This is a genomic window from uncultured Gelidibacter sp., assembly GCF_947500795.1.
GTDB lineage: Bacteria > Bacteroidota > Bacteroidia > Flavobacteriales > Flavobacteriaceae > Gelidibacter.
This window is the reverse complement of sequence record NZ_CANMTE010000002.1, coordinates 532,521-556,416: the sequence shown is the minus strand read 5'-3', so window position 1 is coordinate 556,416 and position 23,896 is coordinate 532,521. Positions and strand designations below refer to the sequence as shown.

Annotated in this window: 21 protein-coding genes; 11 read left to right on the top strand and 10 right to left on the bottom strand. The window is 37.7% G+C overall.

Annotated features, from left to right (window positions below; translation table 11 throughout):
- Position 1 precedes the first annotated feature (1 nt).
- Genes Q0947_RS07635 through Q0947_RS07625 form a run of 3 tightly spaced genes read right to left on the bottom strand, consistent with a single transcriptional unit; the run spans position 2 to position 3,581 of the window.
- The gene (locus tag Q0947_RS07635) at positions 2–1,648 is read right to left on the bottom strand and encodes a solute:sodium symporter family transporter (protein WP_299394791.1); all 1,647 of its coding nucleotides are present in this window, start codon (positions 1,646–1,648) and stop codon (positions 2–4) included.
- Positions 1,649–1,676: 28 nt separating this feature from the next.
- Positions 1,677–2,579, bottom strand: coding sequence for an aldose 1-epimerase (locus Q0947_RS07630; RefSeq protein ID WP_299394788.1), 903 nt, complete (start codon positions 2,577–2,579; stop codon positions 1,677–1,679).
- A gap of 3 nt (positions 2,580–2,582) precedes the next feature.
- Positions 2,583–3,581 carry a GntR family transcriptional regulator gene (locus Q0947_RS07625; protein ID WP_299394785.1) on the bottom strand — a complete coding sequence of 333 codons (999 nt, stop codon included), beginning with the start codon at positions 3,579–3,581 and terminating at the stop codon, positions 2,583–2,585.
- Between the two features lie 322 nt (positions 3,582–3,903).
- On the opposite strand from Q0947_RS07625, the gene Q0947_RS07620 reads away from it, so the two are divergent.
- Together Q0947_RS07620 and Q0947_RS07615 are read left to right on the top strand one after the other, a co-directional pair.
- Positions 3,904–4,839 (top strand): outer membrane beta-barrel protein, encoded by a 936-nt coding sequence (locus Q0947_RS07620; RefSeq protein WP_299394784.1) that lies wholly within the window; start codon positions 3,904–3,906, stop codon positions 4,837–4,839.
- Between the two features lie 9 nt (positions 4,840–4,848).
- Positions 4,849–5,289, top strand: coding sequence for a DUF2147 domain-containing protein (locus Q0947_RS07615; protein ID WP_299394782.1), 441 nt, complete (start codon positions 4,849–4,851; stop codon positions 5,287–5,289).
- A gap of 67 nt (positions 5,290–5,356) precedes the next feature.
- Here the strand turns inward: Q0947_RS07615 and Q0947_RS07610 are convergent, their stop codons facing one another.
- Positions 5,357–6,736: an exonuclease domain-containing protein gene (locus Q0947_RS07610; RefSeq protein ID WP_299394779.1), complete on the bottom strand. Its 1,380-nt coding sequence runs from the start codon at positions 6,734–6,736 to the stop codon at positions 5,357–5,359.
- On the bottom strand, positions 6,736–7,506 hold the full coding sequence (locus Q0947_RS07605) for a LexA family transcriptional regulator (protein ID WP_299394776.1): 771 nt from the start codon (positions 7,504–7,506) through the stop codon (positions 6,736–6,738). Before Q0947_RS07605 ends, Q0947_RS07610 begins: the two co-directional genes overlap by 1 nt.
- A 165-nt stretch (positions 7,507–7,671) precedes the next feature.
- Between Q0947_RS07605 and dnaE the strand changes: the two genes are divergently transcribed.
- From dnaE to Q0947_RS07580, 5 genes are all read left to right on the top strand, one after another.
- Positions 7,672–10,722: a DNA polymerase III subunit alpha gene (gene dnaE / locus Q0947_RS07600; RefSeq protein ID WP_299394773.1), complete on the top strand. Its 3,051-nt coding sequence runs from the start codon at positions 7,672–7,674 to the stop codon at positions 10,720–10,722.
- 94 nt (positions 10,723–10,816) lie between these two features.
- Complete coding sequence (dinB, locus tag Q0947_RS07595; protein WP_299394770.1) at positions 10,817–12,034, top strand: DNA polymerase IV; 1,218 nt, start codon at positions 10,817–10,819, stop codon at positions 12,032–12,034.
- A gap of 864 nt (positions 12,035–12,898) precedes the next feature.
- Positions 12,899–13,489 (top strand): HupE/UreJ family protein, encoded by a 591-nt coding sequence (locus Q0947_RS07590; protein WP_299394767.1) that lies wholly within the window; start codon positions 12,899–12,901, stop codon positions 13,487–13,489.
- Positions 13,490–13,624: 135 nt separating this feature from the next.
- Positions 13,625–14,056, top strand: coding sequence for a dCMP deaminase family protein (locus tag Q0947_RS07585; protein WP_299394765.1), 432 nt, complete (start codon positions 13,625–13,627; stop codon positions 14,054–14,056).
- On the top strand, positions 14,056–15,660 hold the full coding sequence (locus tag Q0947_RS07580) for a S41 family peptidase (protein WP_299394763.1): 1,605 nt from the start codon (positions 14,056–14,058) through the stop codon (positions 15,658–15,660). Before Q0947_RS07585 ends, Q0947_RS07580 begins: the two co-directional genes overlap by 1 nt.
- A 25-nt stretch (positions 15,661–15,685) precedes the next feature.
- Here the strand turns inward: Q0947_RS07580 and Q0947_RS07575 are convergent, their stop codons facing one another.
- The 3 genes from Q0947_RS07575 to Q0947_RS07565 are packed head-to-tail and all read right to left on the bottom strand — an operon-like array spanning position 15,686 to position 17,088.
- Positions 15,686–16,288 carry an NAD(P)/FAD-dependent oxidoreductase gene (locus Q0947_RS07575; RefSeq protein ID WP_299394759.1) on the bottom strand — a complete coding sequence of 201 codons (603 nt, stop codon included), beginning with the start codon at positions 16,286–16,288 and terminating at the stop codon, positions 15,686–15,688.
- Positions 16,281–16,490, bottom strand: coding sequence for a hypothetical protein (locus Q0947_RS07570; protein WP_299394755.1), 210 nt, complete (start codon positions 16,488–16,490; stop codon positions 16,281–16,283). Before Q0947_RS07570 ends, Q0947_RS07575 begins: the two co-directional genes overlap by 8 nt.
- Before the next feature lie 10 nt (positions 16,491–16,500).
- Positions 16,501–17,088, bottom strand: coding sequence for a MarC family protein (locus tag Q0947_RS07565; RefSeq protein ID WP_299394751.1), 588 nt, complete (start codon positions 17,086–17,088; stop codon positions 16,501–16,503).
- A gap of 132 nt (positions 17,089–17,220) precedes the next feature.
- Between Q0947_RS07565 and Q0947_RS07560 the strand changes: the two genes are divergently transcribed.
- The 3 genes from Q0947_RS07560 to Q0947_RS07550 all read left to right on the top strand — a co-directional run bounded on the left by Q0947_RS07560 (position 17,221) and on the right by Q0947_RS07550 (position 19,368).
- A complete protein-coding gene (locus tag Q0947_RS07560; protein ID WP_299394747.1) occupies positions 17,221–17,784 on the top strand; it encodes a DUF3109 family protein in 564 nt (187 codons plus the stop codon).
- A 124-nt stretch (positions 17,785–17,908) separates the two neighbouring features.
- A complete protein-coding gene (locus Q0947_RS07555) occupies positions 17,909–18,613 on the top strand; it encodes a DUF4412 domain-containing protein (protein WP_299394742.1) in 705 nt (234 codons plus the stop codon).
- A 125-nt stretch (positions 18,614–18,738) separates the two neighbouring features.
- Entirely contained in the window at positions 18,739–19,368 is a 630-nt protein-coding gene (locus Q0947_RS07550; protein WP_299394738.1) for a hypothetical protein, read from the top strand.
- A gap of 33 nt (positions 19,369–19,401) precedes the next feature.
- On the opposite strand, the gene Q0947_RS07545 is transcribed toward Q0947_RS07550, so the two are convergent.
- Both Q0947_RS07545 and Q0947_RS07540 read right to left on the bottom strand, forming a co-directional pair.
- Positions 19,402–21,378, bottom strand: a complete 1,977-nt coding sequence (locus Q0947_RS07545) for a tetratricopeptide repeat protein (RefSeq protein ID WP_299394732.1) — start codon at positions 21,376–21,378, stop codon at positions 19,402–19,404.
- Positions 21,379–21,382: 4 nt separating this feature from the next.
- Positions 21,383–22,117: a LytTR family DNA-binding domain-containing protein gene (locus Q0947_RS07540; protein WP_299394727.1), complete on the bottom strand. Its 735-nt coding sequence runs from the start codon at positions 22,115–22,117 to the stop codon at positions 21,383–21,385.
- 707 nt (positions 22,118–22,824) lie between these two features.
- Between Q0947_RS07540 and Q0947_RS07535 the strand changes: the two genes are divergently transcribed.
- Complete coding sequence (locus Q0947_RS07535; protein WP_299394722.1) at positions 22,825–23,805, top strand: ribonucleotide-diphosphate reductase subunit beta; 981 nt, start codon at positions 22,825–22,827, stop codon at positions 23,803–23,805.
- Positions 23,806–23,896: the final 91 nt, after the last annotated feature.

Genomic DNA, 23,896 nt, shown 5'->3' with positions numbered 1-23,896 from the left:
ATTAAGCAAAATAAACATACACTGCAATAACCAATAAACAGATGACCAAGCCAACAGACTTCACATGCTTATAAGGGGTGATATCTACCTGTTTGGTGTATTCTTGAACGAAAGGTGTTTCTCTTGGTCTTAGTTTCCCGATGATTAACATGATCACAATATTCAACACGAATAGAATGGCCATGATATCTAAAAAGTGAGGATAAGCTTGCGCTTCAACTAGTGCTAACGCAGCTGTATCAGTAACTCCTGAAGCCGATGCTTCAGCAAGGGCCTTCCCAATAAAATAGTCCTTCATGAAGAATTGGCTGATAATGTATAATAAACATCCTGAGATTAATCCAATTTTTGCGGCGATAGCAGGCACGCGTTTAGTGGTATAGCCAACTACAATAATGGTCAAGATTGGAATACTATAAATACCGTTGATTTCTTGTAAATACGCAAACAAACTACCTGCGTTAGCAATCAGTGGCGCAATAAACATAGCCGCAATTGCTAAGACAATTCCAAAAGTTTTACCGTATTTAACTACCGTTTTTTCGTCAGCATCCTTATTGATGTGTTGTTTATAGACATCGATACCAAACAAAGTAACGGAACTGTTTAGTACACTATTAAAGGAACTCAAAATAGCACCAAAAACTACCGCTGCAAAAAAGCCGACAAAAGCTGTAGGTAATACTTTTTTAACCAACATAGGGTAGGCACTATCTGCATTTTCTAATGTTCCTTGAAACATATGATAAGCGATCAATCCTGGTAAAACCACAATGATTGGCCCTAATATTTTAATAAACCCGGCCAACAACAATCCTTTTTGGCCTTCTTTTAAATTTTTAGCCCCAAGTGCTCTTTGGATGATCTGTTGGTTGGTTCCCCAATAAAACAAATTCACCAACATCATCCCTGTAAATATGGTATAGAATGGCACCGGATCTGTCGGTCCTCCCATCGATTTAAATTTGTCAGGATGTTCAGTAGTAAGGATGGATAAGCCATCTAACATATTTCCATCACCAATCATCAACAACCCAAAAATCGGGATTAACACACCACCAATCAACAAGCCAATCGCATTAATAGAATCAGATACCGCAACGGCTTTAAGTCCACCAAATACGGCATAAATAGATCCGATGATCCCAATGCCCCACACACAGATCCAAATAGACTGGGTTTGGGTAACACCTAATAGTTCAGGCACATCAAACATCCCACTAATAGCCAAAGAGCCAGAATATAAAATAACCGGAAGTAACACAACTACATAGCCCGAAAGGAATAACACAGAGGTTAAGGTCTTGGTTGTGACGTCAAAACGCTCCGCCAAAAACCCCGGTATAGTTGTCAATCCGCCCTTTAAATAGCGTGGTAATAAGAAAATAGCGGTTAATACCATCGCAACGGCAGCAACAGTTTCCCACACCATTACGGACAACCCGCTCTGATAAGCTGATCCATTAAGTCCCACCAATTGCTCCGTAGATAAATTGGTAAGTAATAATGATCCTGCAACGACGCCGGCAGTTAAACTACGTCCGCCTAAGAAATACCCATCTGAAGTGCCTTCATCTGTTCTTCTGGTTTTTAAATAGGAGATTACCGCCACGAGTACCGTAAACCCAATAAAAGTTAAAAATTGCATAATTATCTGATTAGTTTGTTAGTGTTCATTAGTCTCTAAGATCTTTAAATGCGATAGTCCATGTAACGTCATACTCTGCATTTGGCTGTAATGTTTGCAAGCCTATAGCATTATTAAAACTGTCTGCCGCACCCGTCATTGGCTCAATCGCAATAACATTTGGAGTTTTAGGTGTGTACAATTGTAAATATTTTTTTTCAGAAGTACTGCCAATTTTTAAAAGATATTCTGGCGTATGAAATTGGACGGTATTAGATTGTAGCTCATATCCATCATCTAAAGTGACACCTTTAAGATGGTACGGCATTTCAATATCAAAAGGACATGTGCCGGAAACAATTTGCTGAGTGTCGCATAAAAATTGAGTTTCACTATCAAAATGCAGACTGCTTTCATCTATGTTTTTACTCACGAAATACGGGTGCCAGCCTAAGGTGAATGGAAGTGCCTTCGTATCGTTATTTTTTATTTCAACCGACAGACTTAAATCATCACCAGATAATTTATAGGTCAATCTCATTTCAAACTTAAATGGAAATCCTTTGCAAGAACCATCGTAATTATAATTTAGCGTGATAGCTCCATAATTTGCTTGAAGATCTTCACCACTACATTCGAAGGTTTTATCATAAACCAACCCATGAAGTGCATTGTTTTTATCCACTTCATTACAATCTAACGTGTATTTACGATTTTCAAAAGAATAGGTGCCATCCTTAATTCTGTTCGCAAAAGGAAACAAAATAGAAGAGGCGTAATTGTCTTTATACGTTGACGGAGCATAGTCGGCAAGCACCGCAATACCATTAAACACAAGGTCACTCAATCGGCCACCTTGGTTAAGACATAATGTAGCTTTAGTGGTTTGGTCAGCATTAGTCAGTTCAACAAACTGCAACCCATGCGCTTCTTTTTTTGTAAGTGTATACAAGGTTTATATAGATTTTCTAATTATTAAACGGTTCAGGTTTTCAACTTGGGCAAATTCCTTATTCAGAATCATCTCTGCCAATCGTTGCCCCATTAGATTAAAATCGGTTGAAATGGTCGTAATGCCGCCTTCAACAATTTCTTTTAATAAAGTGTCATTATAAGAGATAATACCGACGTCTTTTGCCAGTAGCAACTCTTGTTCTTTAATATGCTTTATAATTCGAATTAGGTTTTTATCGTCCAATACAATATAAAGTTCACCGGCAGTTATTGTCCTATTTGAAAAACTATCAATGATTTCATTAGTCAGATTGTGATGTTCGCAAAATGCCTGAAAGCCATCTTTAATCCCTTGAGGTTGTCGCGATGCAGGATATAATAAAACGAGTTTTTGATACGATTTAATTTTATCTAAAGCTACTTCAAGTCCCTGATATATATCTTTCTTGAAATTTTGAAAAACTGAAGGGTATTGCTTGAGATCGGCATGTGTTTGATCTAAAATATAAACCTTATCCTGTGGCAATCGTTCTATAACTTGTCCGGTATTCTTCAGATTTGCAGGCATGATGACATACGCGCTATAATCTCCAGCATTATCATTAATCAACTTGGCGAACATATCCTGATTAAAGTGATGAAAGAAAATATCCACTTGAATATTATCGCCTAAACTGAATAGAAACGAATTGTATAAATCTTCCTTAAACGAATTAAATTCGTCAAAAAGTAAGAATATTTTATGGTTGACCTCAACATCAACACTATTTACATAATAGCCTTTTCCAACGATAGATTGAATAATTCCTCGGGTTTTCAACTCATTAAACGCAGTAAGAACGGTATCTCGGGATAAGGAATGCTGATTTTTAATTGAATTTAAGGAGGGCAACTTATCCCCTTTTTTTAAAGTACCGGCAACAATGGCAGCTTCAATGGAAGCCACAATTTGTTTGTACTTAGGAATGCTGGATTTCTCTTTAATATTGACAATGCCCATGTAACAAATGTAGAATATTTTTCCACATATACAAACTGGTAGGTACTAGTAGATAATTTTGATATTAAATGTGTTGTAATCGATTCAATTTCAGTCTGAAAATCCAATTATAATGTGATTAAAAACCACTCTTTATACCGTTTAAATCGTCAAAAATAAGTCGTATGATGGTAACCCAAGTGCCCACAAACGCCTATATGGGTTAGGATTTAATGCATTGAAGCATTTTATTCTTCGTAACTTTACCTCCCATTATGGTTTTGAAAAATAGTACCTCAACCATATCCACATCAAAAAATTATACAACTAAAAAATTACAATTATGAAAATGACACGCAACGCTTTGTTAGCTTGTATACTAATGGCGACAACTTATGTTTCGCAAGCTCAAAATGACATGACTCCTATTGAGGATTCAAACTATTACATCCGTGTTACTGGCGGTTACAGTTTTCAATCTGGAAAAACAGAATTTAATAATTCCGACCCAAATGAACTTACCGGCATCAAGCAATCTACTGATATTACCGTGAATGCAGACGGGTCTTCAATTAATGTAAAATCCTTAAATGGGACGGCTGGTGCTGGAATGAAATTTAATGTTACTGGTGGCTATATGTTCAATCCTTATTTTGGTGCTGAATTCGGCATCACGTATTTCCATGGTGATAAAACAATGATTGGGCGTTTGAGAAGTCCGCAGGTCAATTCTGAAGCCAACACCTATTTAAGAGGTTTTGATGTGGCTCCAGGAATCTTCATCACTCCAAATTTTAAGGCGGTTAACCCTTACGCACGTATCGGATTGATTGTTCCTGTAGCAGGCGACCTGACGATTGAAACTGTTGCAAGACAAAAAAATGGCGGTGGCGAAGGCACGGATATTTTGGTAGAGGCATTGAGTGAAGTGCAAGCTAAATTTAGCGTGGGCTATTTTGGAGCATTAGGAATCACTTACCCAATCAGCGACAACTTGAGTATTTTTGGTGAAGTAGAGATCAAAAACTTAAGCATCAAAAGTAAATCGGCAAAAATCACGGAATATTCTACAACCGCTATTTCTGGCGGACAATCGCAATTGGTACCGGGACAACAATTAGCAGATTTACCTGTTTATGAAAAAGAATTTGAATTCTCTGATGATTATAATCAAAGTACCACCACTCAACCTGACCAAACCAAACCACGTCTCATCCCGACGCAATACGTGAATGCAAGTGGCACAGGAATTAATGTGGGAATTCGATTTATTCTTTAATATTCAGTTATGAAATCGATAAAAACCTATTTAGTATGCCTCGGATTACTCTTGAGCATTCCATCATCCCAAGCACAGCAAATTACGGGCAAATGGAAAACGGTTGATGATGAAACAGGCAAGACCAAATCCATCGTTGAACTTTATAGTGCTAACGGAAAAATTTACGGAAAGGTTTCAAAATTATTGCTACCTGAAGATCAAGGCAAACCTTGCATTAAATGTGAAGGAAAAGATTATAATCAGCCCATTGAAGGCTTGGTTATAGTGAAAGGTTTGACTAAAAATGGTGATAATGAGTATGAAGGCGGTACGATTTTCGATCCGCAGAAAGGCAAAGAATACAAATGCAAAATGTGGATTGATAAAGACAGTCCAAACACCTTAAACGTTCGTGGTTATGTGGCCTTTTTCTACAGAACCCAAAAATGGTATCGTGTGACAGACTAAACATTTCAATCTAAAAAACATAAAGCACTTAATTTCTTAAGTGCTTTTTTTATGAAAAATTTTAAAATTAGTGCAATTCTAGAGTTTCAATAGTTGAAGACTGCAACACTAGTTTTCTCAAAATACCCTGAACTTCCATCGTTTCCTTTTGCGGAATAAGGAAGGCTTCCAAATCGTCCATATGTACAATCTGCTCCGATTTTTCTACAAATCCATAGCCGAGATAGAGTCCGTTTTTTATCAATATAAAAGCTTCCTCTTCCTGATGCCGTCCCTTTTCCTTTAAGACGATGTTCTGATTGGACGTTGCCATATATTCAATGGCCAAATTCGCCCGTTCGTTATAATCGACCACCGATTCTTCATCCTTACAAACACCTTTACAAGTGGTCAATTTGTAATGCGAACAGGTCCAAACACTCTCTTGCAAATGGCAGTATTTAGGGCACAATTCAAATTTCTCGCATACCTGCTCTAAATACAATCGGCAATCGCGAATACTATGAAAGATTTGTAGCGGAAATGGTGTCGCTTTAAGCGTATTAAATGCCAGATGTTGGATACCGCGACGGTCTTCATAACTAAAAACCGCATAGGGCTTTGGCACACGTTTGGCAGCTTGATTATAGAGCGGAAAATGATGCTTAATGGCCGCATCTTCCATCAATCGCGCCACCAAATCACTGCCCGACAGTTCATAATCAATATGGGCCGTTTCTCTACAAAGGTTCAGTTCCTTTTCTTTCTTATCATAGAAATGCCCTAAAACACGCTTTTTTAAATTGATAGCCTTCCCAACATAAATGATTTTTCCTTTCTTGTTTTTGAAATAATAAATACCCGGACCATTAGGAATGCTTTCAAAAATGGCGCTTGGCAAGTGCGACGGCAAGGTGGCTTCTTTCGAACCTTTTTTCAAAAAATCAGCAAAAACGGTTTCCGAATGTTTATGGGCCAATAGTTTTTGAAACAAGGTCACGGTGGCTTCTGCATCACCGCGTGCGCGGTGCCTGTCTACCAAATCAATCTCCATAGTAGCACACAATTTTCCCAAACTATACGATCGGAACCCAGGGAACAGCGTACGCGACAACCGCACCGTACACAGTTTACGTCGTCTGAAATCGCCGCCAATAGCTTTGAATTCATTACGAATCACGTTATAATCAAAATTGACATTATGGGCCACAAAAATAGTGTCTTCAGTAATGGCAAGAATCGCTTCTGAAATTTCTGCAAAGGTTGGCGCATCCGCTACCATCGCATTATCAATACCAGTTAATGCGGTAATATAGTCAGGAATTAAAGACTCCGGATTGACCAGCGACGTGAATTCATCAACCACCTTGTCACCATCATATTTAAAAATGGAAATTTCAGTGATTTTGTTACCACGTCCGGTGGTTTCGACGTCAATAATGGTATATGTTGCTTTGGTTTTTCCCATTAGGCCATTTTTTGAACCGCTTCCAGCTCTACTTTTAATTCTTGGAACATTGCCATAATACTGCTCATTTTCAATTCCTTTTCATCGTATTCCTGAGTGTTGATACAGCAGGTAAATTCCCACAGTTCCAACACATTTTCAATAGGAACTTCATAAGGTTGATAGGCTTTATTATCGCTGCTTAACATCAAGGTCTGTTTCTCTTCAATTAAATTATACACGCGCTTATAAACCAGTCCATCATCTTTAGTCAACACAATATAGGTGCGTCCATTTTTTACATCCTGAATATCCTCAACATATTTTGCCACCACAAAAGACCCGTCTTTTACGGGCAGCATGGAATCGCCTTTAATTGGAAAGGCACGGTGGGTTCCTGTAGGAAGAAAAGGCAGCTTAATTTTTTGCAGCTGTTCAATATATTCTGGATCATCATAACCTGCCAAATACCCCGCAGAGGCTTTTGCAGGCACAATTTCAATAAGATCTTCATTGTCTTCATTAACGGTTATCGGGAACAGCACGCGCTTACTTCCAATATCAATAAACGAGGTGTCTTTGGCTTTTCGCAAATCATTTTTGACCAAAATGTCAATGGGAATTTTAAAGTAATTTGACAAATCAATCAATCGGTCAATGGGTGGCTCTGAACGCCCTTCCTCATATGATCCCACTACCGATCGTGACCAACCCAACTCATCGGCAAAACGCTCTTGAGACAACTGTTTTAAGGAGCGAAGGTGTTTTATGTTTGCTTGAATGTTTTTCATTTTCTTCTTTCTACTACAAATACACTATTGAGACAAAGTCCTGAATCTTGATTCTTAGTACTTGATTCTCAAACCTTAATTCTGCATTTTAAAACTTGCTACAAATATAAGCAAGACTCACTACAAATAATAGTTAATTTTGAAAAATAAGCAAACCGAAAAAAAATGTACCTCAATTGTCACACTTACTACAGCCTTCGCTACGGCACCATCAAGCCGGAACAACTGCTTGCCATTGCTTCAGAAAATGGACTACAGACGTTAGCGTTGACAGACATTAATAGTACTTCGGCCTGTTTGGATTTTGCGCGATTATCTTCAAAATACAAGATTAAACCCGTGTTGGGCATTGATTTCAGAAATGGCGTTCAGCAGCAATTTATTCTGATTGCAAAAAACAATACAGGGTTCCAAAATATCAACACCTACCTCTCTGGGTTTTTACACAATTCAGAATTAAAAATCCCTGAAATCGCTCCAGAATTAGAAGATGTCTTTGTGATTTATCCGTACATCCATAAAAAAAACTATCAGCTTAAAGACCATGAGTTTTTAGGCATCAAGCCACAGGATTTAAATCATCTTAAATTCTCAAAATGGAATGCATTGCGGAACAAGTTGGTCGTTTTACAAACCGTATCATTTCAGAATAAAAAAGATTTTAATACCCACCGTTTATTACGTGCCATCGATAATAACACTTTGTTGAGCAAGCTTCCAAAAAGCGAACAAGCCCAAGAAACAGACACCATGTTGCCGTATCAGGAATTGTGCGACACCTATAATGAGTTTCCTGAACTTCTTGAAAATACAGCGTCCATTCTCGAAAAATGCCGTGTGGATTTTGACTTTTCTCAAGAAAACCCAAACAACCAACGCTCTTACACCCGCAATGAGGCTTTAGATTTTAGGTTACTGAGAAAACTGACCTATGACGGTTTGCATTACCGCTATAAAAAACCGGGAGAGCGGATTTTTACGCGGATTGAAAAAGAACTCACTATTATTGAGCAAAAAGGCTTTGTTTCTTATTTCCTGATCAATTGGAAGATTTTAAAATACGCGCGCAGTAAAAATTATTTCTATATAGGCCGCGGTAGTGGCGCCAATAGCATTGTGGCCTATTTGCTACGCATTACGGATGTCGATCCTGTGGAACTCGATTTGTATTTTGAGCGATTCATTAACGTTTTTAGACAAAATCCACCCGATTTTGACCTCGATTTCTCCTGGCGGGATCGCGATGATATTACCGATTTTATTTTTAAAAGATTTAAGAATACCGCGCTTATCGCGGTTTATAACACCTTTAAATTTAAAGCCTCCGTGCGCGAATTGGGTAAAGTCTTTGGTTTACCAAAATCAGAAATGGATATGCTGACCCGAGGCAAATACGATCTTAAACAACTGGATCAATTGTCGCAACTGGTCATTAAATATAGCAAATACATTCAAGGATTTCCTAATTATTTGGGCATTCATGCTGGTGGTATTCTGATTTCAGAAAAACCAATCCATTATTACGGCGCTACTTTTTTACCGCCCAAAGGTTACGCCACCACGCAATTTGACATGGTGGTTGCAGAGGATATCGGGTTGTATAAATTTGATATTTTAAGCCAACGTGGACTCGGCAAAATAAAGGAAGCTACAGAAATTGTGGCCTATAACCATCCTGAAAAACCACCGATTGACATTCACGACATCAAACGTTTTAAACAAGATGCCCGCATCAAATACTTGCTTAAAAACGCCAAAGCTATTGGTTGCTTTTACGTAGAATCACCCGCCATGCGCATGCTGATGCGGAAATTACGCGTCGATAATTATTTAGGTTTGGTAGCCGCAAGTTCCGTCATTCGCCCCGGTGTGGCCAAAAGTGGCATGATGCGCGAATATATTCTACGCTACCGCGACCCGGAGCGTCGTAAAGATGCACCAAAAATTTTACTCGATATTATGCCCGAAACTTATGGCGTGATGGTATATCAGGAAGATGTGATAAAAGTGGCGCATTATTTTGGCGGACTCACATTGGGAGAGGCAGATATGCTGCGGCGCGGTATGTCGGGTAAATTCCGATCGCGTGAAGAGTTTATGAAAGTGAAACAACAGTTTTTTGACAATTGCAAAAACTCGGGAAAACCGGATGAACTCGTAGAAGATATTTGGCGACAAATTGAAAGTTTTGCGGGCTATGCTTTTGCAAAAGGACATTCCGCTTCCTATGCCGTAGAAAGCTACCAAAGTTTGTTTATGAAAGCCTATTTCCCATTGGAATATATGGTGGCTACCATTAATAATTTTGGCGGATTTTACAGCACGGAACTCTATGTTCATGAAGCCCGAATGAACGGCGGGATTATTGAAGCACCCTGCATCAATCATAGTTTTACGCAAACAGTTATTCATGGAAAAACCATTTATCTCGGTTTTATGTTTTTACAATCGTTTGAATCAAAAACCATCAAACGCATCGTTAAAGAACGTAATGAAAACGGGGCTTTTTTAAGTTTGGACGACTTTATTGAACGTGTTCCCATTTCTATAGAACAAGTGTCTATTTTGATAAAAATCAATGCATTCCGATTCACGGGAAACAATAAACGCGAATTGCTATGGGAAGCCCATTTAAAAATCAGCAAACACGTAGCGCAAGAACCTGCAGTCACCTTATTTAAAACCGAACGCGTCCACTATAAAACCCCAGAATTGCCAAGTACCGCATTGGAAAATGCTTTTGATGAGATTGAATTGTTAGGCTTTCCGCTCTGCAATCCGTTTCATCTGCTAGAAAACCCTTCTATAAACCCGTTACGTGCGAAGCATTTGGAAACCATGAAAGAGCAAACCGTTACGATTGAAGGTTACCTCATCACCACAAAAAACACTAAAACGACTAGTGGTAAAATCATGCATTTTGGAAATTTTTTAGATCGGGATGGCGATTTTATAGACACGGTCCACTTTCCTCCTGTGGCAGCAAAATTTCCTTTTAGAGGCAAAGGCATTTATAGCATTACAGGCAAAGTGATGATTGAATTTGATTGCGTTTCTATTGAAGTCACCCATATGGAACGCTTGGCCGTGATTGAAGACCCGAGGTATAGTACCAATCCGCCACCTCAAGCTTCTACAGCAAGAAATATTTACAGTCAAATGTTAGCAAAAGGAAAACCAAAACCAGAAGTCAGACCTGTTCCGACGGTTAGTTAACGAAAGTCAAATCACACAAACCCCATAATCACTTTATTTTTTAAGGCTTTGAAAACCAATTAACGTTCTCAACTCTTAATTCATCTTATTAAAAATGACCTACCAACGCTCTATAGTACACATGGATTTGGACACTTTTTTCGTGTCCTGTGAACGCCTGCTCGACAGTCGCCTCAACGGAAAACCCGTGCTTATTGGTGGTACTAGCGATAGAGGTGTGGTGGCATCCTGCAGTTATGAAGCGCGGAAATTTGGCGTGCATTCTGCCATGCCCATGCGGATGGCCAAACAATTGTGTCCCGAAGCCATCATTCTTCGTGGCGATGCAGGCACGTACACCAAATTCTCCCAAAACGTGACTGACGTTATTAAAGACTCTGTGCCCTTATACGAAAAATCTTCAATCGACGAATTTTATATTGATTTGACCGGAATGGACAAGTTTTTTGGCTGCCATAAACTGGCCTCAGAATTACGCCAGCGCATCATCCGCGAAACAGGATTGCCCATTTCCTTCGGATTGTCGCTCAACAAAACCGTTTCCAAAATTGCAACCGGCGAGGCAAAACCCAATAATGAGATAAGAATTGTTTCCGGGACTGAAAAACCATTTCTCGCACCCTTATCCGTTAAAAAAATCCCTATGGTGGGTGAAGTCACCTATAAATCACTCTGCGATTTGGGCATCAAACAAATCAGGACCGTACAGGAAATGCCTATGGAACTCATGTACAAAGTGCTCGGCAAAAACGGCTTGAGCATTTGGAACAAAGCCAATGGTATTGACAATTCGCCGGTGATTCAATACCATGAGCGTAAATCTATTTCTACGGAACGCACCTTCAACAAAGACACTACAGATGTCACCAAATTGAAAGGTATTATTATTGCCATGGCCGAGAATTTGGCCTATCAATTACGCCGTGGCAATAAATTAACTGCGTGTATCACTTTTAAAATCCGCTATTCTGATTTTCAAACTTATACCCAACAACAACGCATTCCATATAGCGCGATGGACCACAACATCATTCCCATAGTGTTGGATTTATTTGCAAAGCTTTATAACCGACGGCTCTTAGTGCGGTTGATTGGGGTAAAATTCAGCCATTTGGTAGAAGGCGGACATCAAGTCAATTTGTTTGATGACGATACCAAATTCCTACACTTAAGCGAAGCCATTGACAAAATGCGTGAACGTTATGGCGACAGGGCCGTCATTAGTGCGGCAGGTATGGAAGCACGAACCATTGGCAGATGGAATCCGTTTAATGGAGAACCGCCACCGCTATTGCCCCATCGAAAAGCATAGTCACGTCACTTCTAAGATAGACCGCTGCGCTGTTAGAATAGAGAATAGAGACCGCTGCGCTGTTAGACTTGATGCTGGTTCTTTTTGAGATTTTGACTATCTTTCATGTGAGCATTAAGGATTATTACATTACTGGAATCATTTATAAATACCAAACCTCGAGCATAACTCCTTACAAGTCTCTTCTCTATATTCTCTTCTCTCTTCTCATCTTATTACTGTCTGCGATTCACTTAGTGTTCCGGGAAAATTAAGACCGCTGCGCTACTTTGGAGTAGACCGCTTCGCTATTAGAATAGAGAATAGAGACCGCTTCGCTGTTAGACTTGAGCTGGTTCTTTTTGAGAATTGACGCTCTTTCATGTGAGCATTAAGGATTTTTACATTAATGGAATCATTTATAAATACCAAACCTCGAGCATAACTCCTTACAAGTCTCTTCTCTCTATTCTCTTTTCTCTTCTCATCTTATTCCTGTCTGCGATTCACTTAGTGTTCCGGGAAAATTAAAACCGCTGCGCTGCTTTGGAGTAGACCGCTTCGCTGTTAGAATAGAGAATAGAGACCGCTACGCTGTTAGACTGGAGGTTGGTTCATTTTAAATTTGACGCTCTTTCGTCACAGCATTAGGTATTTTTACATTACTGGAATCACAAATAATAACAAGTCTCTCTCTATTCTCTATTCTCTATTCTTTATTCTCTATTCTTAAATTCTTTATTCTTAATTCTCTATTCTCTATTCTCTTCTCTCCAATCCAAAACCTCCACATTTCCACCTACTTCCCCTCTCCCCGTTTAACAAAATATATTTTGCAACTCATAGCATTCCTCGTACCTTTGAAGCTACCCAAACAACACAATTATGCTAGACAACTTTTGGTTTAACGTGCAATACGGCATGAACCATGTATTGGACATCAATGCCTATGACCATGTCCTGTTTTTGTTGGTACTTACGGTGCCCTATATGTTCAAGGATTGGAAACGCGTATTGTTATTGGTTACCATGTTTACGCTAGGCCATACGGTCAGTTTGGTACTGGCTGTTTACGGTGTTATTAGTGTCAGCTCTAAGTTGGTAGAATTTTTAATTCCTATTACCATCTTGGTTGTTGCCTTATACAACGTTTTTACAGCGGGTAAGAAAGCTCCAAGTGAAAAAATTGGGATCCTGTTTTTTTCGACCTTGTTTTTCGGATTGATACACGGACTCGGTTTTGCTGGCGAATTTAGAATGTTTGTAGGCAGGGAGGAAAACAAATTATTGCCTTTGGTAGAGTTTGCTCTGGGCATCGAATTAGCACAGCTCATTATCGTATTTGCAGTCCTGTTTTTAGGGTTTTTATGCCAAACTATTTTCAGAATTTCAAAACGCGATTGGATCATGATTCTTTCTGCTATAGTTGTAGGATTAGTTATCCCTATGTTGATAAACAGTGAGTTATTTGCATAAATCTGACAGATTCGCCAAAGTTTAACTCTAAATTAGATAAATTAAAACACGAAGATTTTATATTCGTACAAGGTTTTAGATAATTCAAATAACACCTATTAAAAAACCGTACTTTCAAAATCGTAAATTACATCAATGCCAAATAAAAAACAGTTGCGCTATGATAAGGCGTATTTAAGGATAGCAAAAGAATGGGGCAAATTATCACATTGCCAACGCAAACAAGTTGGCGCGCTCATCGTTAAAGACCGAATGATCATTTCTGACGGTTATAATGGCACTCCAACAGGTTTTGAAAATTATTGCGAAGATGATGAAGGCTACACAAAATGGTACGTCCTCCATGCTGAAGCCAACGCCATACTAAAGGTAGCGTCCTCCACACAATCCTGTAAAGGCGCCACCTTATACATCACCTTATCACCTTGCAAAGAATGTAGTAAATTAATTCACCAGGCTGGCATCATTCGTGTTGTATATCATGAAGGCTATAAAGATGATTCTGGCCTCCAATTTTTGTCCAAAGCGGGCATAGAACTACAACATATTGAAGATTTAAACTCATAATGTCTTTTAAAAAGAAATATATTCCATTGATTATTGGCGTTGCAGTTGCAGCCGGCGTCTTTATTGGTGGAAAACTCAATTTCACAGACAATTCTGACCGTTTATTCACCTCCAACAGTAAGAAAGACAAACTCAACCGTCTTATTGATTATATCGATTATGAATATGTTGATAATGTCAACACCGATAGTATTGTAGACGTTACCGTTAATGGTATTTTAGACAAGCTCGACCCACATTCTACTTACATCCCTAAAGCCGATTTACAACGTGTTACCGAGAATATGAAAGGTGATTTTGTGGGTATTGGCGTCAGTTTTTACACTTATAAAGACACAATTACCGTCATCAGACCCATTGCAGGAGGACCTAGTGAAAAAGCAGGCATCAAAAGCGGGGATCGGATAATTATGGCTGATGGCGATTCGATTTTTGGTCGTCAGTGGACGAATGATCAAATTATTCAGAAGCTAAAAGGCGACAAGAACAGCAAAATCGAACTGAAAATTTATCGCAAAAGCGAAAACCGATTCATCAATTTCAGTGTGAAACGCTCAAGCATTCCTATTACCAGTGTGGACGCCGCTTATATGCTGACTCCGGAATTGGCTTACATTAAAATCAACCGATTTGCTGAATCTACCTATAAAGAATTCAAAAGAGCTTTAGACCAATTGCAAGATGAAGGCGCCACAAAATTGGTATTGGATTTACGAGACAATCCAGGTGGTTTCTTGGCCATAGCAGAACAGATTGCAGACGAATTTTTGGAAGACGATAAACTCATCCTGTTTACCAAAAACAAATCTGGACGTATCGATAAAAGTTTCGCCACAAAAAAAGGCGATTTTGAAGAAGGTGAAGTCTTTATTTTAATCAATGAAAACTCAGCATCTGCCAGCGAAATTGTTGCAGGCGCTTTACAAGATAATGATAAAGGCACCATTATTGGCCGTCGTAGTTATGGCAAAGGGTTGGTACAGCGTGAAATGTCTTTAGGCGATGGTAGCGCCGTACGCTTAACCGTATCGCGTTATTACACTCCAACCGGTCGTTCCATCCAACGTCCTTATGACAATGGCCATAATCAAGAATATTATAACGATTATTACAAGCGTCGTAGCAATGGTGAGTTCAATGATGAAATTAACATCAAAATAGACGATTCACTGAAATTCACAACGCCTAAAGGCAAAGTCGTTTACGGTGGCGGTGGTATAATTCCTGATATTTTTGTGCCTTTGGATCCAAGTTTGCAAAATGAAACCCTAAATTATATCAAATACAGTGGTCTCATCAATTATTTTGTGTTTGAAGAATTGGATAAAGATCGCAAAAGCTATTTAGAAATTTCTAAGAAGGATTTCATCAACAATTTTGAAGTAAGTGATGATATTGTACTTCGTTTTCAAAAATATTTGAACAACAAACAACAGGGCAACGTTACGTTTGTAGCGTATCATCAAGAAATGAAAACGCTGATTAAAGCTGCTTTGGCTGATCAATTATATGGCTCTAACGCTGCAGAAGAAATTTTAAATGCTAGTGATGCTATGATTGAGGAGGTTTTGAAACTGGTGAAGGCTAAGCCTAAAAAACAATAATTTAAAATTGTTTTACGCCACGTATTCAAATTTTATCATGCACGTGAGTGTCTTTTCCATCATTCCAAAGCGTCAAAATATCAGTAGCTACTTGAGCTCCAGTTCCACAAGCAATAGCATATTGACTTCTTAATCCGGCCAAAGTTCCCGCAACAAACAAACCAGGCTCTACGACATGATTTTCATTTTTCAACCAAATACGTTCCTTTGCAGGTGCCGCTTTTGGATGCGCTTCTATATATGATTCTAAACCTTTTATAGTTATCAAATTAGTATAGCCCACAGCAATCACTACCAACTTAGCAGCATAAGTTCCCTTATTGGTTATAACAGTAAATCCTTCAGAAGATTTAACAACAGATTTTACTTTTTCCTTTTCAATCTGCTCCACATGTGGATAAAGCGAGGCAAGCTGCGCTTTACCGGCCGTTAGAATATCGGAACCTAAAGTCCCTGCCGGCAATCCTAAAACATTATTGAATAGGGCATTTTGTAAATGCGAAGTTCTTTGGTGCGCAATTAATCCTATGCGTTTATCCTCAGCAAAGGGCTTCGATTTAGCTGATCCTAAAACCAAGGCACAAGACATGCCAGCGGCTCCAGCTCCAACTATCAATACATCAAACATTACGCTTTTCCTTAGAAAGCTTGTCAATTCGTTTTGAAACTCTAAGGATTTGTAGCAATACAATTGCACACAGCGCAGTTAATATTGTGATCAGTGCAACTGCACTTTCTCCCTGAAAAAGGTTGTCAAAATTAAGTTTGGTCACATTGAAAACAATAAGTCCCAATGCAATTATAGATAAGATAATGGTTGCTATTTTCATAATTTAGGTATTATACAAGTTCAAACAAAGTCTTAATATTGGCGGCAAATAATTTTACGGCAATGGCCAATAAAATAACTCCAAAGATTTTTCGGATAATATTGATACCACTCGGACCAAGAAATCGTTCAATTCTTGATGATGTTTTTAACACGATAAAGATAACAACAACATTCATTAAAACCGCAACAATGATGTTTTCTACCGCATATTCGGCTCGTAAAGATAATAATGTGGTCAAACTACCAGGACCGGCAATTAACGGAAATGCCAGTGGAAAGACCGTTGCGGTCATACTACTACTTTCATCATTTTTATACAGGGTAATGCCCAATGTCATTTCTATGGCGATAAAAAACAGGATAAATGCACCAGCTACCGCGAACGAGTTGATATCAATCCCAATTAATGACAAAATATTCTGACCTATAAAAAGAAAGATAATCAAAATGATACCAGCAATTATAGAGGCCTTACCACTTTCAATATGTCCAAATTTCTTACGCAAATCAATGACAATCGGAATATTTCCAATAATATCAATCACCGCGAAAAGAATCATAAATGCTGTAAAAATCTCTTTAAAATCAAGTTGCATATGCTTAAGCTTTAATTTTTTGCAAAAGTAGAAGTTTAATATCGATTTATTATACTAAATAACTCTAAATTTTGGTTACTTTTGTCCCGCAATTTTTGATCAAAACACACCTCATTTTTAAGCTAATACATTATGTTTCAATTAGGAAAAACCATCGTTTCAGAAGACATCATCGAGAAGGATTTTGTATGCAATTTATCGGCATGTAAAGGCGCTTGTTGCATTGATGGAGACGCGGGCGCACCCTTAGATTTGGAGGAAACAAAAATTATGCAGGATATTTATCCGAAGGTAAAACCGTTTATGCGTCAGGCAGGAATTGACGCAGTGGAAGCTCAAGGCACTTTTATCACTACTGAAGATGGCGAATTTGAAACACCTCTTATAGACGGTGCTGACTGTGCTTATGTAATGTTCGACAATAAAGGTACCGCCCTTTGCGCTATTGAGGAAGCTCACAATCAAGGTGAAATTGATTGGAAAAAACCTGTTTCCTGTCACTTATACCCTGTTCGTGTAAAGGATTATTCTGAGTTTTCTGCCGTTAATTACCATAAGTGGGAAATTTGCGATGATGCCTGCACCTTAGGTAAGGAACTTCAAGTGCCGGTTTATAAATTTGTGAAGCAAGCACTCATCCGAAAATTTGGAGAAGACTGGTATATGGAACTTGAAAAAGTTGCCGAAAACCGATAACAATCTACTTACAGTTCCAAGTACACACCATTTCATACATAGCATACATTCTTTTATCACCTTAGCATTTATTTTTGTAAATTACAGATTAGCAATATGTTAACTTCTTTAATTTCAAAAACAAATGAGATATTCAATAATTTTCAGATTAGCTGTAGGCATCAGTTTTCTACTTTCTTCAATGATGATGGTTGCACAAAACGATTCACAAGGACTTAGAAGCACTTACGATTTTGATTACATCTACAAACTCAAAATGACCAACAAGAAAGATGATATCCAATTTGATTATTATCTAAAAAAAGACGCTGACTATTTCGGATTTGACATCGCTGCCATGTCGCAAGGCCAAGAAGGCATGAAAATGTTTACTGTGATGGATAACGCAAACGCTGTTACCGGAATGTTTATGGAGATGATGGGCAAAAAAATCGTGAAAACATCTAAAATAAAACTGAGCGATTTTACTTCTGACGAGAATGATTCCGATTACACCTTCAAAAAAATAGGGTCCAAAACCATTTTAGGCTACAATTGCGACGGATTTGAGGGCGAAAATGCAGATAGCAAAATCATCTTTTACGTTACCAATGAAGCTCCTATTAGTTTCAACAAAATGTGGGAGAATGGAAAAACAAAGTCACCAAAAGGATTCAATCCTGCATGGATGGAAAAATACAGCAAAAATGCACTAATGATGGAGATGCAGTTTGTCGACAAAAAGAAAGACAAAAACAGTATGACCATGCAATGTATAGGTGTTGAAGAAACTAATTTAACAATCAAAACCTCGGAATATGGTTCTATGTTAGGCGCTTTAGGAAATTAGAACTGGTCAATAATTTACACAACTCAGAAAAGGCATAACATTGACCGTTATGCCTTTTTTGAGTTGTATCAAATTGATTGATCAAGATATTTTACTTATTTTAGAGCCACCTAACACGATAGATTATGAAACTATTCTCCACCCTACTGATTGCACTATTATCGGTTTATACGAGTTATGCAACGCCTATTACCGCCACTGTAGTTTTTGAAAATCTAACAGAACAAACCACGGTTAATGGGGTGTTTTTCATTACTGAAACCAATGAAAAATTCGAGATCAATACATTGTCAAGTTTTACTGTTGAACTTCCAGAAAAAGGGAAATATGAGTTTAGGTTTCACACAGAAGACGCTACCGCTCTCACCTCTTATCCAGTAAGAATTACAGAACGCAACAACACCATAACCATCAGATTAGAAAAGAAAGCTCAGCTCAACAAAGGAACTATCGCTCCTATTACGGTAACAACTAAGGACATTAGCAATCTTTCAACGGAAGACTTGAAATCGGAGATTTCTAAGGGAACTGTCAACTTTATCGTGCATGGATTGGCGGCAATTAGTCCTGAAACTTTTGAAGCTTTTAAAAATGAATACGGCATTGGATTTATAAGCAAAAATTGCATTGTAGACCCAATAACTTATAAAACATCTCAAGACAACAATACTAAAATAGCTGCATATCTCACGTCATTGTTTGGGAAGGATTGGGAAAAGAAACTTCCGGCACAACCTTTTGGACTAAAGCAATAATTTTATAGTGACGACCTAAAATAAAACAATCAATTAAGTGTTTTTACGGATTGGTATTTTGACCACAACTCGTGTTCCTGCCGGTTGGCGTTGGTCGTCATACAAGTCTTGAATATCCATTTTATAATCCGACGTAAACCTTTTGGAGAAATTGGTCAATCGCGCTTTGGTAATGGCCAATCCCACCGATTTTCCCTTAAGAACCCTATTATGATTGATGATTTGAGATGCCTTCCGTCCAATTCCATTATCTGTAATGGCAATAGTGATATACTCTTCAGTGTCCTTATAAACTCTCATTTCAATTCGCTTATCATCATTTTTGGAAGAAAGACCGTGCCACAGTGCATTTTCCAGAAAAGGTTGTAAAATTAGCGATGGTACACGTATGCCTGCAGTATTGATTCCCGGAGCCACATCAATCGTAAAGTTAATTTCATTTGAAAAACGAATGTTTTCAATGTTCATATACAATTGCATGGTATCCAATTCATCTTCCAGTAGAATTTCTTTCTCCGTTGAAGCAATCAATATTTTTCTGATAAACTTTGAAAATTTATTCAGATAATACACTGCATTTTCCTTCTCGTTATTGATGATATAAAGCTTAATAGAATTTAATGAATTGAAGATAAAATGAGGATTCATCTGACTTCTCAACATGTCTTGCTCTAAAGTCACAATTTGCTTTTCGTGCTTTAACTGTCGGGTTCTATTAACCGCAATCATAGCTCCTGCCGTGATCGCCAAGACTAAAATTGCAAACCAAAATATGGTCTGATTACGTTGCATTCTCGATTTTACCAACTCATTTTCATTCGCAAGCTGAATAATTTGGTCGTTTTTTGCTTCATTTTCGTATTGGATAATAATATCACTCACATACTGCATATTACGGTCAGTGAAAATCGTTTTTTCAAGTTCTACCGCTTTTTCATAATGGCTGAGCGCCGTTTTAAAATCGTTTTTCCTCTTATAAAAATCTGCAAGTTGCATATTCGCATCAACGTTGGAAGTTTTTAATCCGTAGGTTTCAGCAATTTCTAAACCTTTTTTAAGATTCGCCTCTGCCTCTTCGTCCTGATATAATTCACTTTGCACCCATCCCAGATTAATATAAGCATAGGAAATGTAAAACTGATCTCCCAATTGGACCGCTTTTTTCAGACCGTCTTCAATAATAAGCTTAGCCTCCTGATATTTTTCTTGTTTGATATAAATCTGACCAATACTGTTATAGCAAATAACCCGGCCAACTTCAGAATCTATTTGCTCGTTATACTCTAGACTCCGTTCATAGTTTTCCAGTGCAACATCTAAAAGTCCTTTAGCCTCATCAGCATACCCCAAATTATGATAATTAATAGCCAATCCGAGCTTATTGCCCAATTGCTTCTCGATAACCAGGGATTTCTCAAACTGAGTGATAGCCAAATCATACTGTTTTAAAGTCAAATAAATATTACCCATACTGTTTTGGGAAACAGCAATACTAGCTCGCAATTCTTTCGACGGATTTTTAACCCCATTTGCAATATCGAGGGCTTTCTTATGATAATCGAGTGCCGGTTTTATGAAATCCATCCGCCTATAAACAACACCAATCATATTGAGACTGATGACTTCCAATTGGATGTTATTGGCTTGCATTGCAAGTTTCCGAGCTTTAAAATGCATTTCCAAAGCCGCATCATAAGAAGAGATATTTCTATAAATTTCCCCTAATTTATTGAGCGCATAACTCTCAACTTCCAACGAGTTCTTCTCTTCGGCCTTTAAAGCCAAAGTCCGCAAGACCACACTGTCATTCTGAAATCGTGAGAACATAGCATGTATGGCTTCATAATTATTTGGCCAAGAACCTTTTAAATCTTTTAAAGTGTTTTCAAAAGTTAAGGACGGGTCTTTCTGCGCATGCAAGGTGTGGCACATGCAAAATAAGAGTGCAATTACCAAAGCCCTTAAGGGCCACTGAAAACGAGTTATTTGTTTAAGGAGATTAGATTGCATTGGATTATAACTTCTCTAAAAAATCAGATTTTCGTTGGCGCGCCACTGGAATTCTATGGTTTGACTCCATAACTACGTAGCCTTCGCTCTTAATGTATTCTTTGATTTTCTTTAAGTTGATGATAAAGGAATTATGTATTCTGAAGAATTGGTTCTCCGGCAAAATGCTGTTCATTTCCTTCAACTTCTTCGTAATTACAATTTTATGGGAATTTTCCATGATAATGGTACAATAATTACCGTCAGATTCTACAAACAGGATTTCTTCAGCATCTAAAAAAATAAGCTTGCCATCGGTATTGATTGTAATCTTCTTTTGATCAAACTTTGCGTTAAAATTAAGAAGTACTTCCTCAATTTTGGTGGAATTCGCCAATTTGTAAGTGTACTTTTTAATCTTTTTGATAGTTTCCTCAAGGTCATCAGAATCTATCGGTTTTAGTAGATAATCGATAGCTTCGTGTTTTAAGGCTTTGATAGCAAAATCATTATAAGCCGTCGTAATTACCACCGCGAAATCTTTATTAGTGAGTTTGCCTAAAAACTGAAAACCGTCCATCGTAGGCATCTGAATATCCAAAAACAGACAGTCCAGCACACTATTGTCAATATAGTCAATAGCATCTTCCGGATTAGTGAATGTCCTGATTACCTCAATATCATCACTAAAATTAGAAAGCTCCCACGAGAGGCTCTGGATCGCTTTAGGTTCGTCATCAACAATTACAGCTTTAACCATAAATTAAATATAATACTATTATGAATGTGATTGATACAAATATGTATGATTAGTTCCGTTTAATGTATAATGCGCATACTCTAGCCTCAATTTAATATAAAAACGCTTAATGACCATAAATTAACGCCACTATGAACCGCCAACTATACATTATTTTATACCAACCATACAAACGTCCTCCAAATAGAACTATAAATTTATGATATTTGATATAGGAATTTATTTTACCTAAACAAAAGTGATCGTGGGGATTCACTTTCAGATTAAATGCTATTAATCATTGAAAAGTCAGAGAGAAAACCCCTGACTTTTTTAAAAAAAACACTTTTTACTGCAATTTTTATCTTGTAACAGTAGGAGTTGTCTAATTAATTTTTAAGGGACTGAAGGAGCACTTTTTGAGCTCCTTTTTTTATAGGCAGAAACCAACGGATCACTTGCTTATAAAATTCTCAAAAATCCAATTTCTTTTCCTTGTGTTTACAAGGCTTACAAGCATTTTTACATCGCAAATAACTGATTATCAGTAAAGCAAATTCTTCATAAAATTGCATTGTGGAAAACTAAAAAACAGGCTTTGTTAAAAACTTGTTGACAATGTTTATAAATATACCTTTCATTTTCAACCGTAATTTTGAATCTTTGATTGATTCCAAATCACGCGAAAAATTTCGTCTAATTTTTACAAAAAAAAACACTCAACAAAAATGTCTCAAGCTATTGAACCAATTCTGCAAGAAAATAAAGATCGATTTGTAATATTTCCTATTCAACATCATGATATTTGGGATTGGTATAAAAAATCTGAAGCAAGTTTTTGGACGGCCGAAGAAATTGATCTTCACCAAGACCTTACAGATTGGAACAATAAATTAAATGACGACGAGCGTTATTTCATCAAACACATTTTAGCATTCTTTGCTGCTAGTGATGGTATTGTTAATGAAAATTTAGCTGAAAACTTCGTCAATGAAGTGCAGTATAGTGAAGCCAAGTTTTTCTATGGGTTCCAAATTATGATGGAAAACATCCATAGTGAAACCTATTCGCTATTGATTGACACGTACGTTAAAGACGAAAAAGAAAAAGGACAGTTATTCAATGCTATTGATAATTTCCCTGCTATTAAGAAAAAAGCAGATTGGGCATTAAAATGGATTGAATCTCCTAGTTTTGCTGAGCGCCTTATTGCGTTTGCAGCGGTAGAAGGCATTTTCTTCTCAGGTGCGTTCTGTTCAATCTTCTGGTTGAAAAAACGCGGATTAATGCCAGGACTGACTTTTTCAAACGAATTAATCTCCCGTGATGAAGGCGTACACTGTGACTTTGCAGTGCACTTACACAACCATCACCTTGTCAATAAAGTGTCTAAAGAACGTATTAGAGAAATTCTTGTGGAGGCTTTAGATATTGAACGTGAATTCATCACAGAATCATTACCAGCGAGTTTGATTGGTATGAATTCTAATTTGATGACACAATATCTTGAATTTGTTACTGACAGATTGCTATCTGAATTAGATTGTGAAAAAGAATATAACACCTCAAATCCTTTTGATTTTATGGATATGATATCGCTTCAAGGAAAAACAAATTTCTTTGAAAAACGCGTGTCTGAATATCAAAAAGCTGGTGTCATGAATAAAGAAGAGGAGAAAGATAAATTCAACTTTGACGCTGATTTCTAACCACAACCCAATTTCATCCTAAGTGCTACTTAAGATTCTGAAGCTTTTCAGAATAGGGCTGTTTTACTTTTAAAATCAAGACCGTTTGATG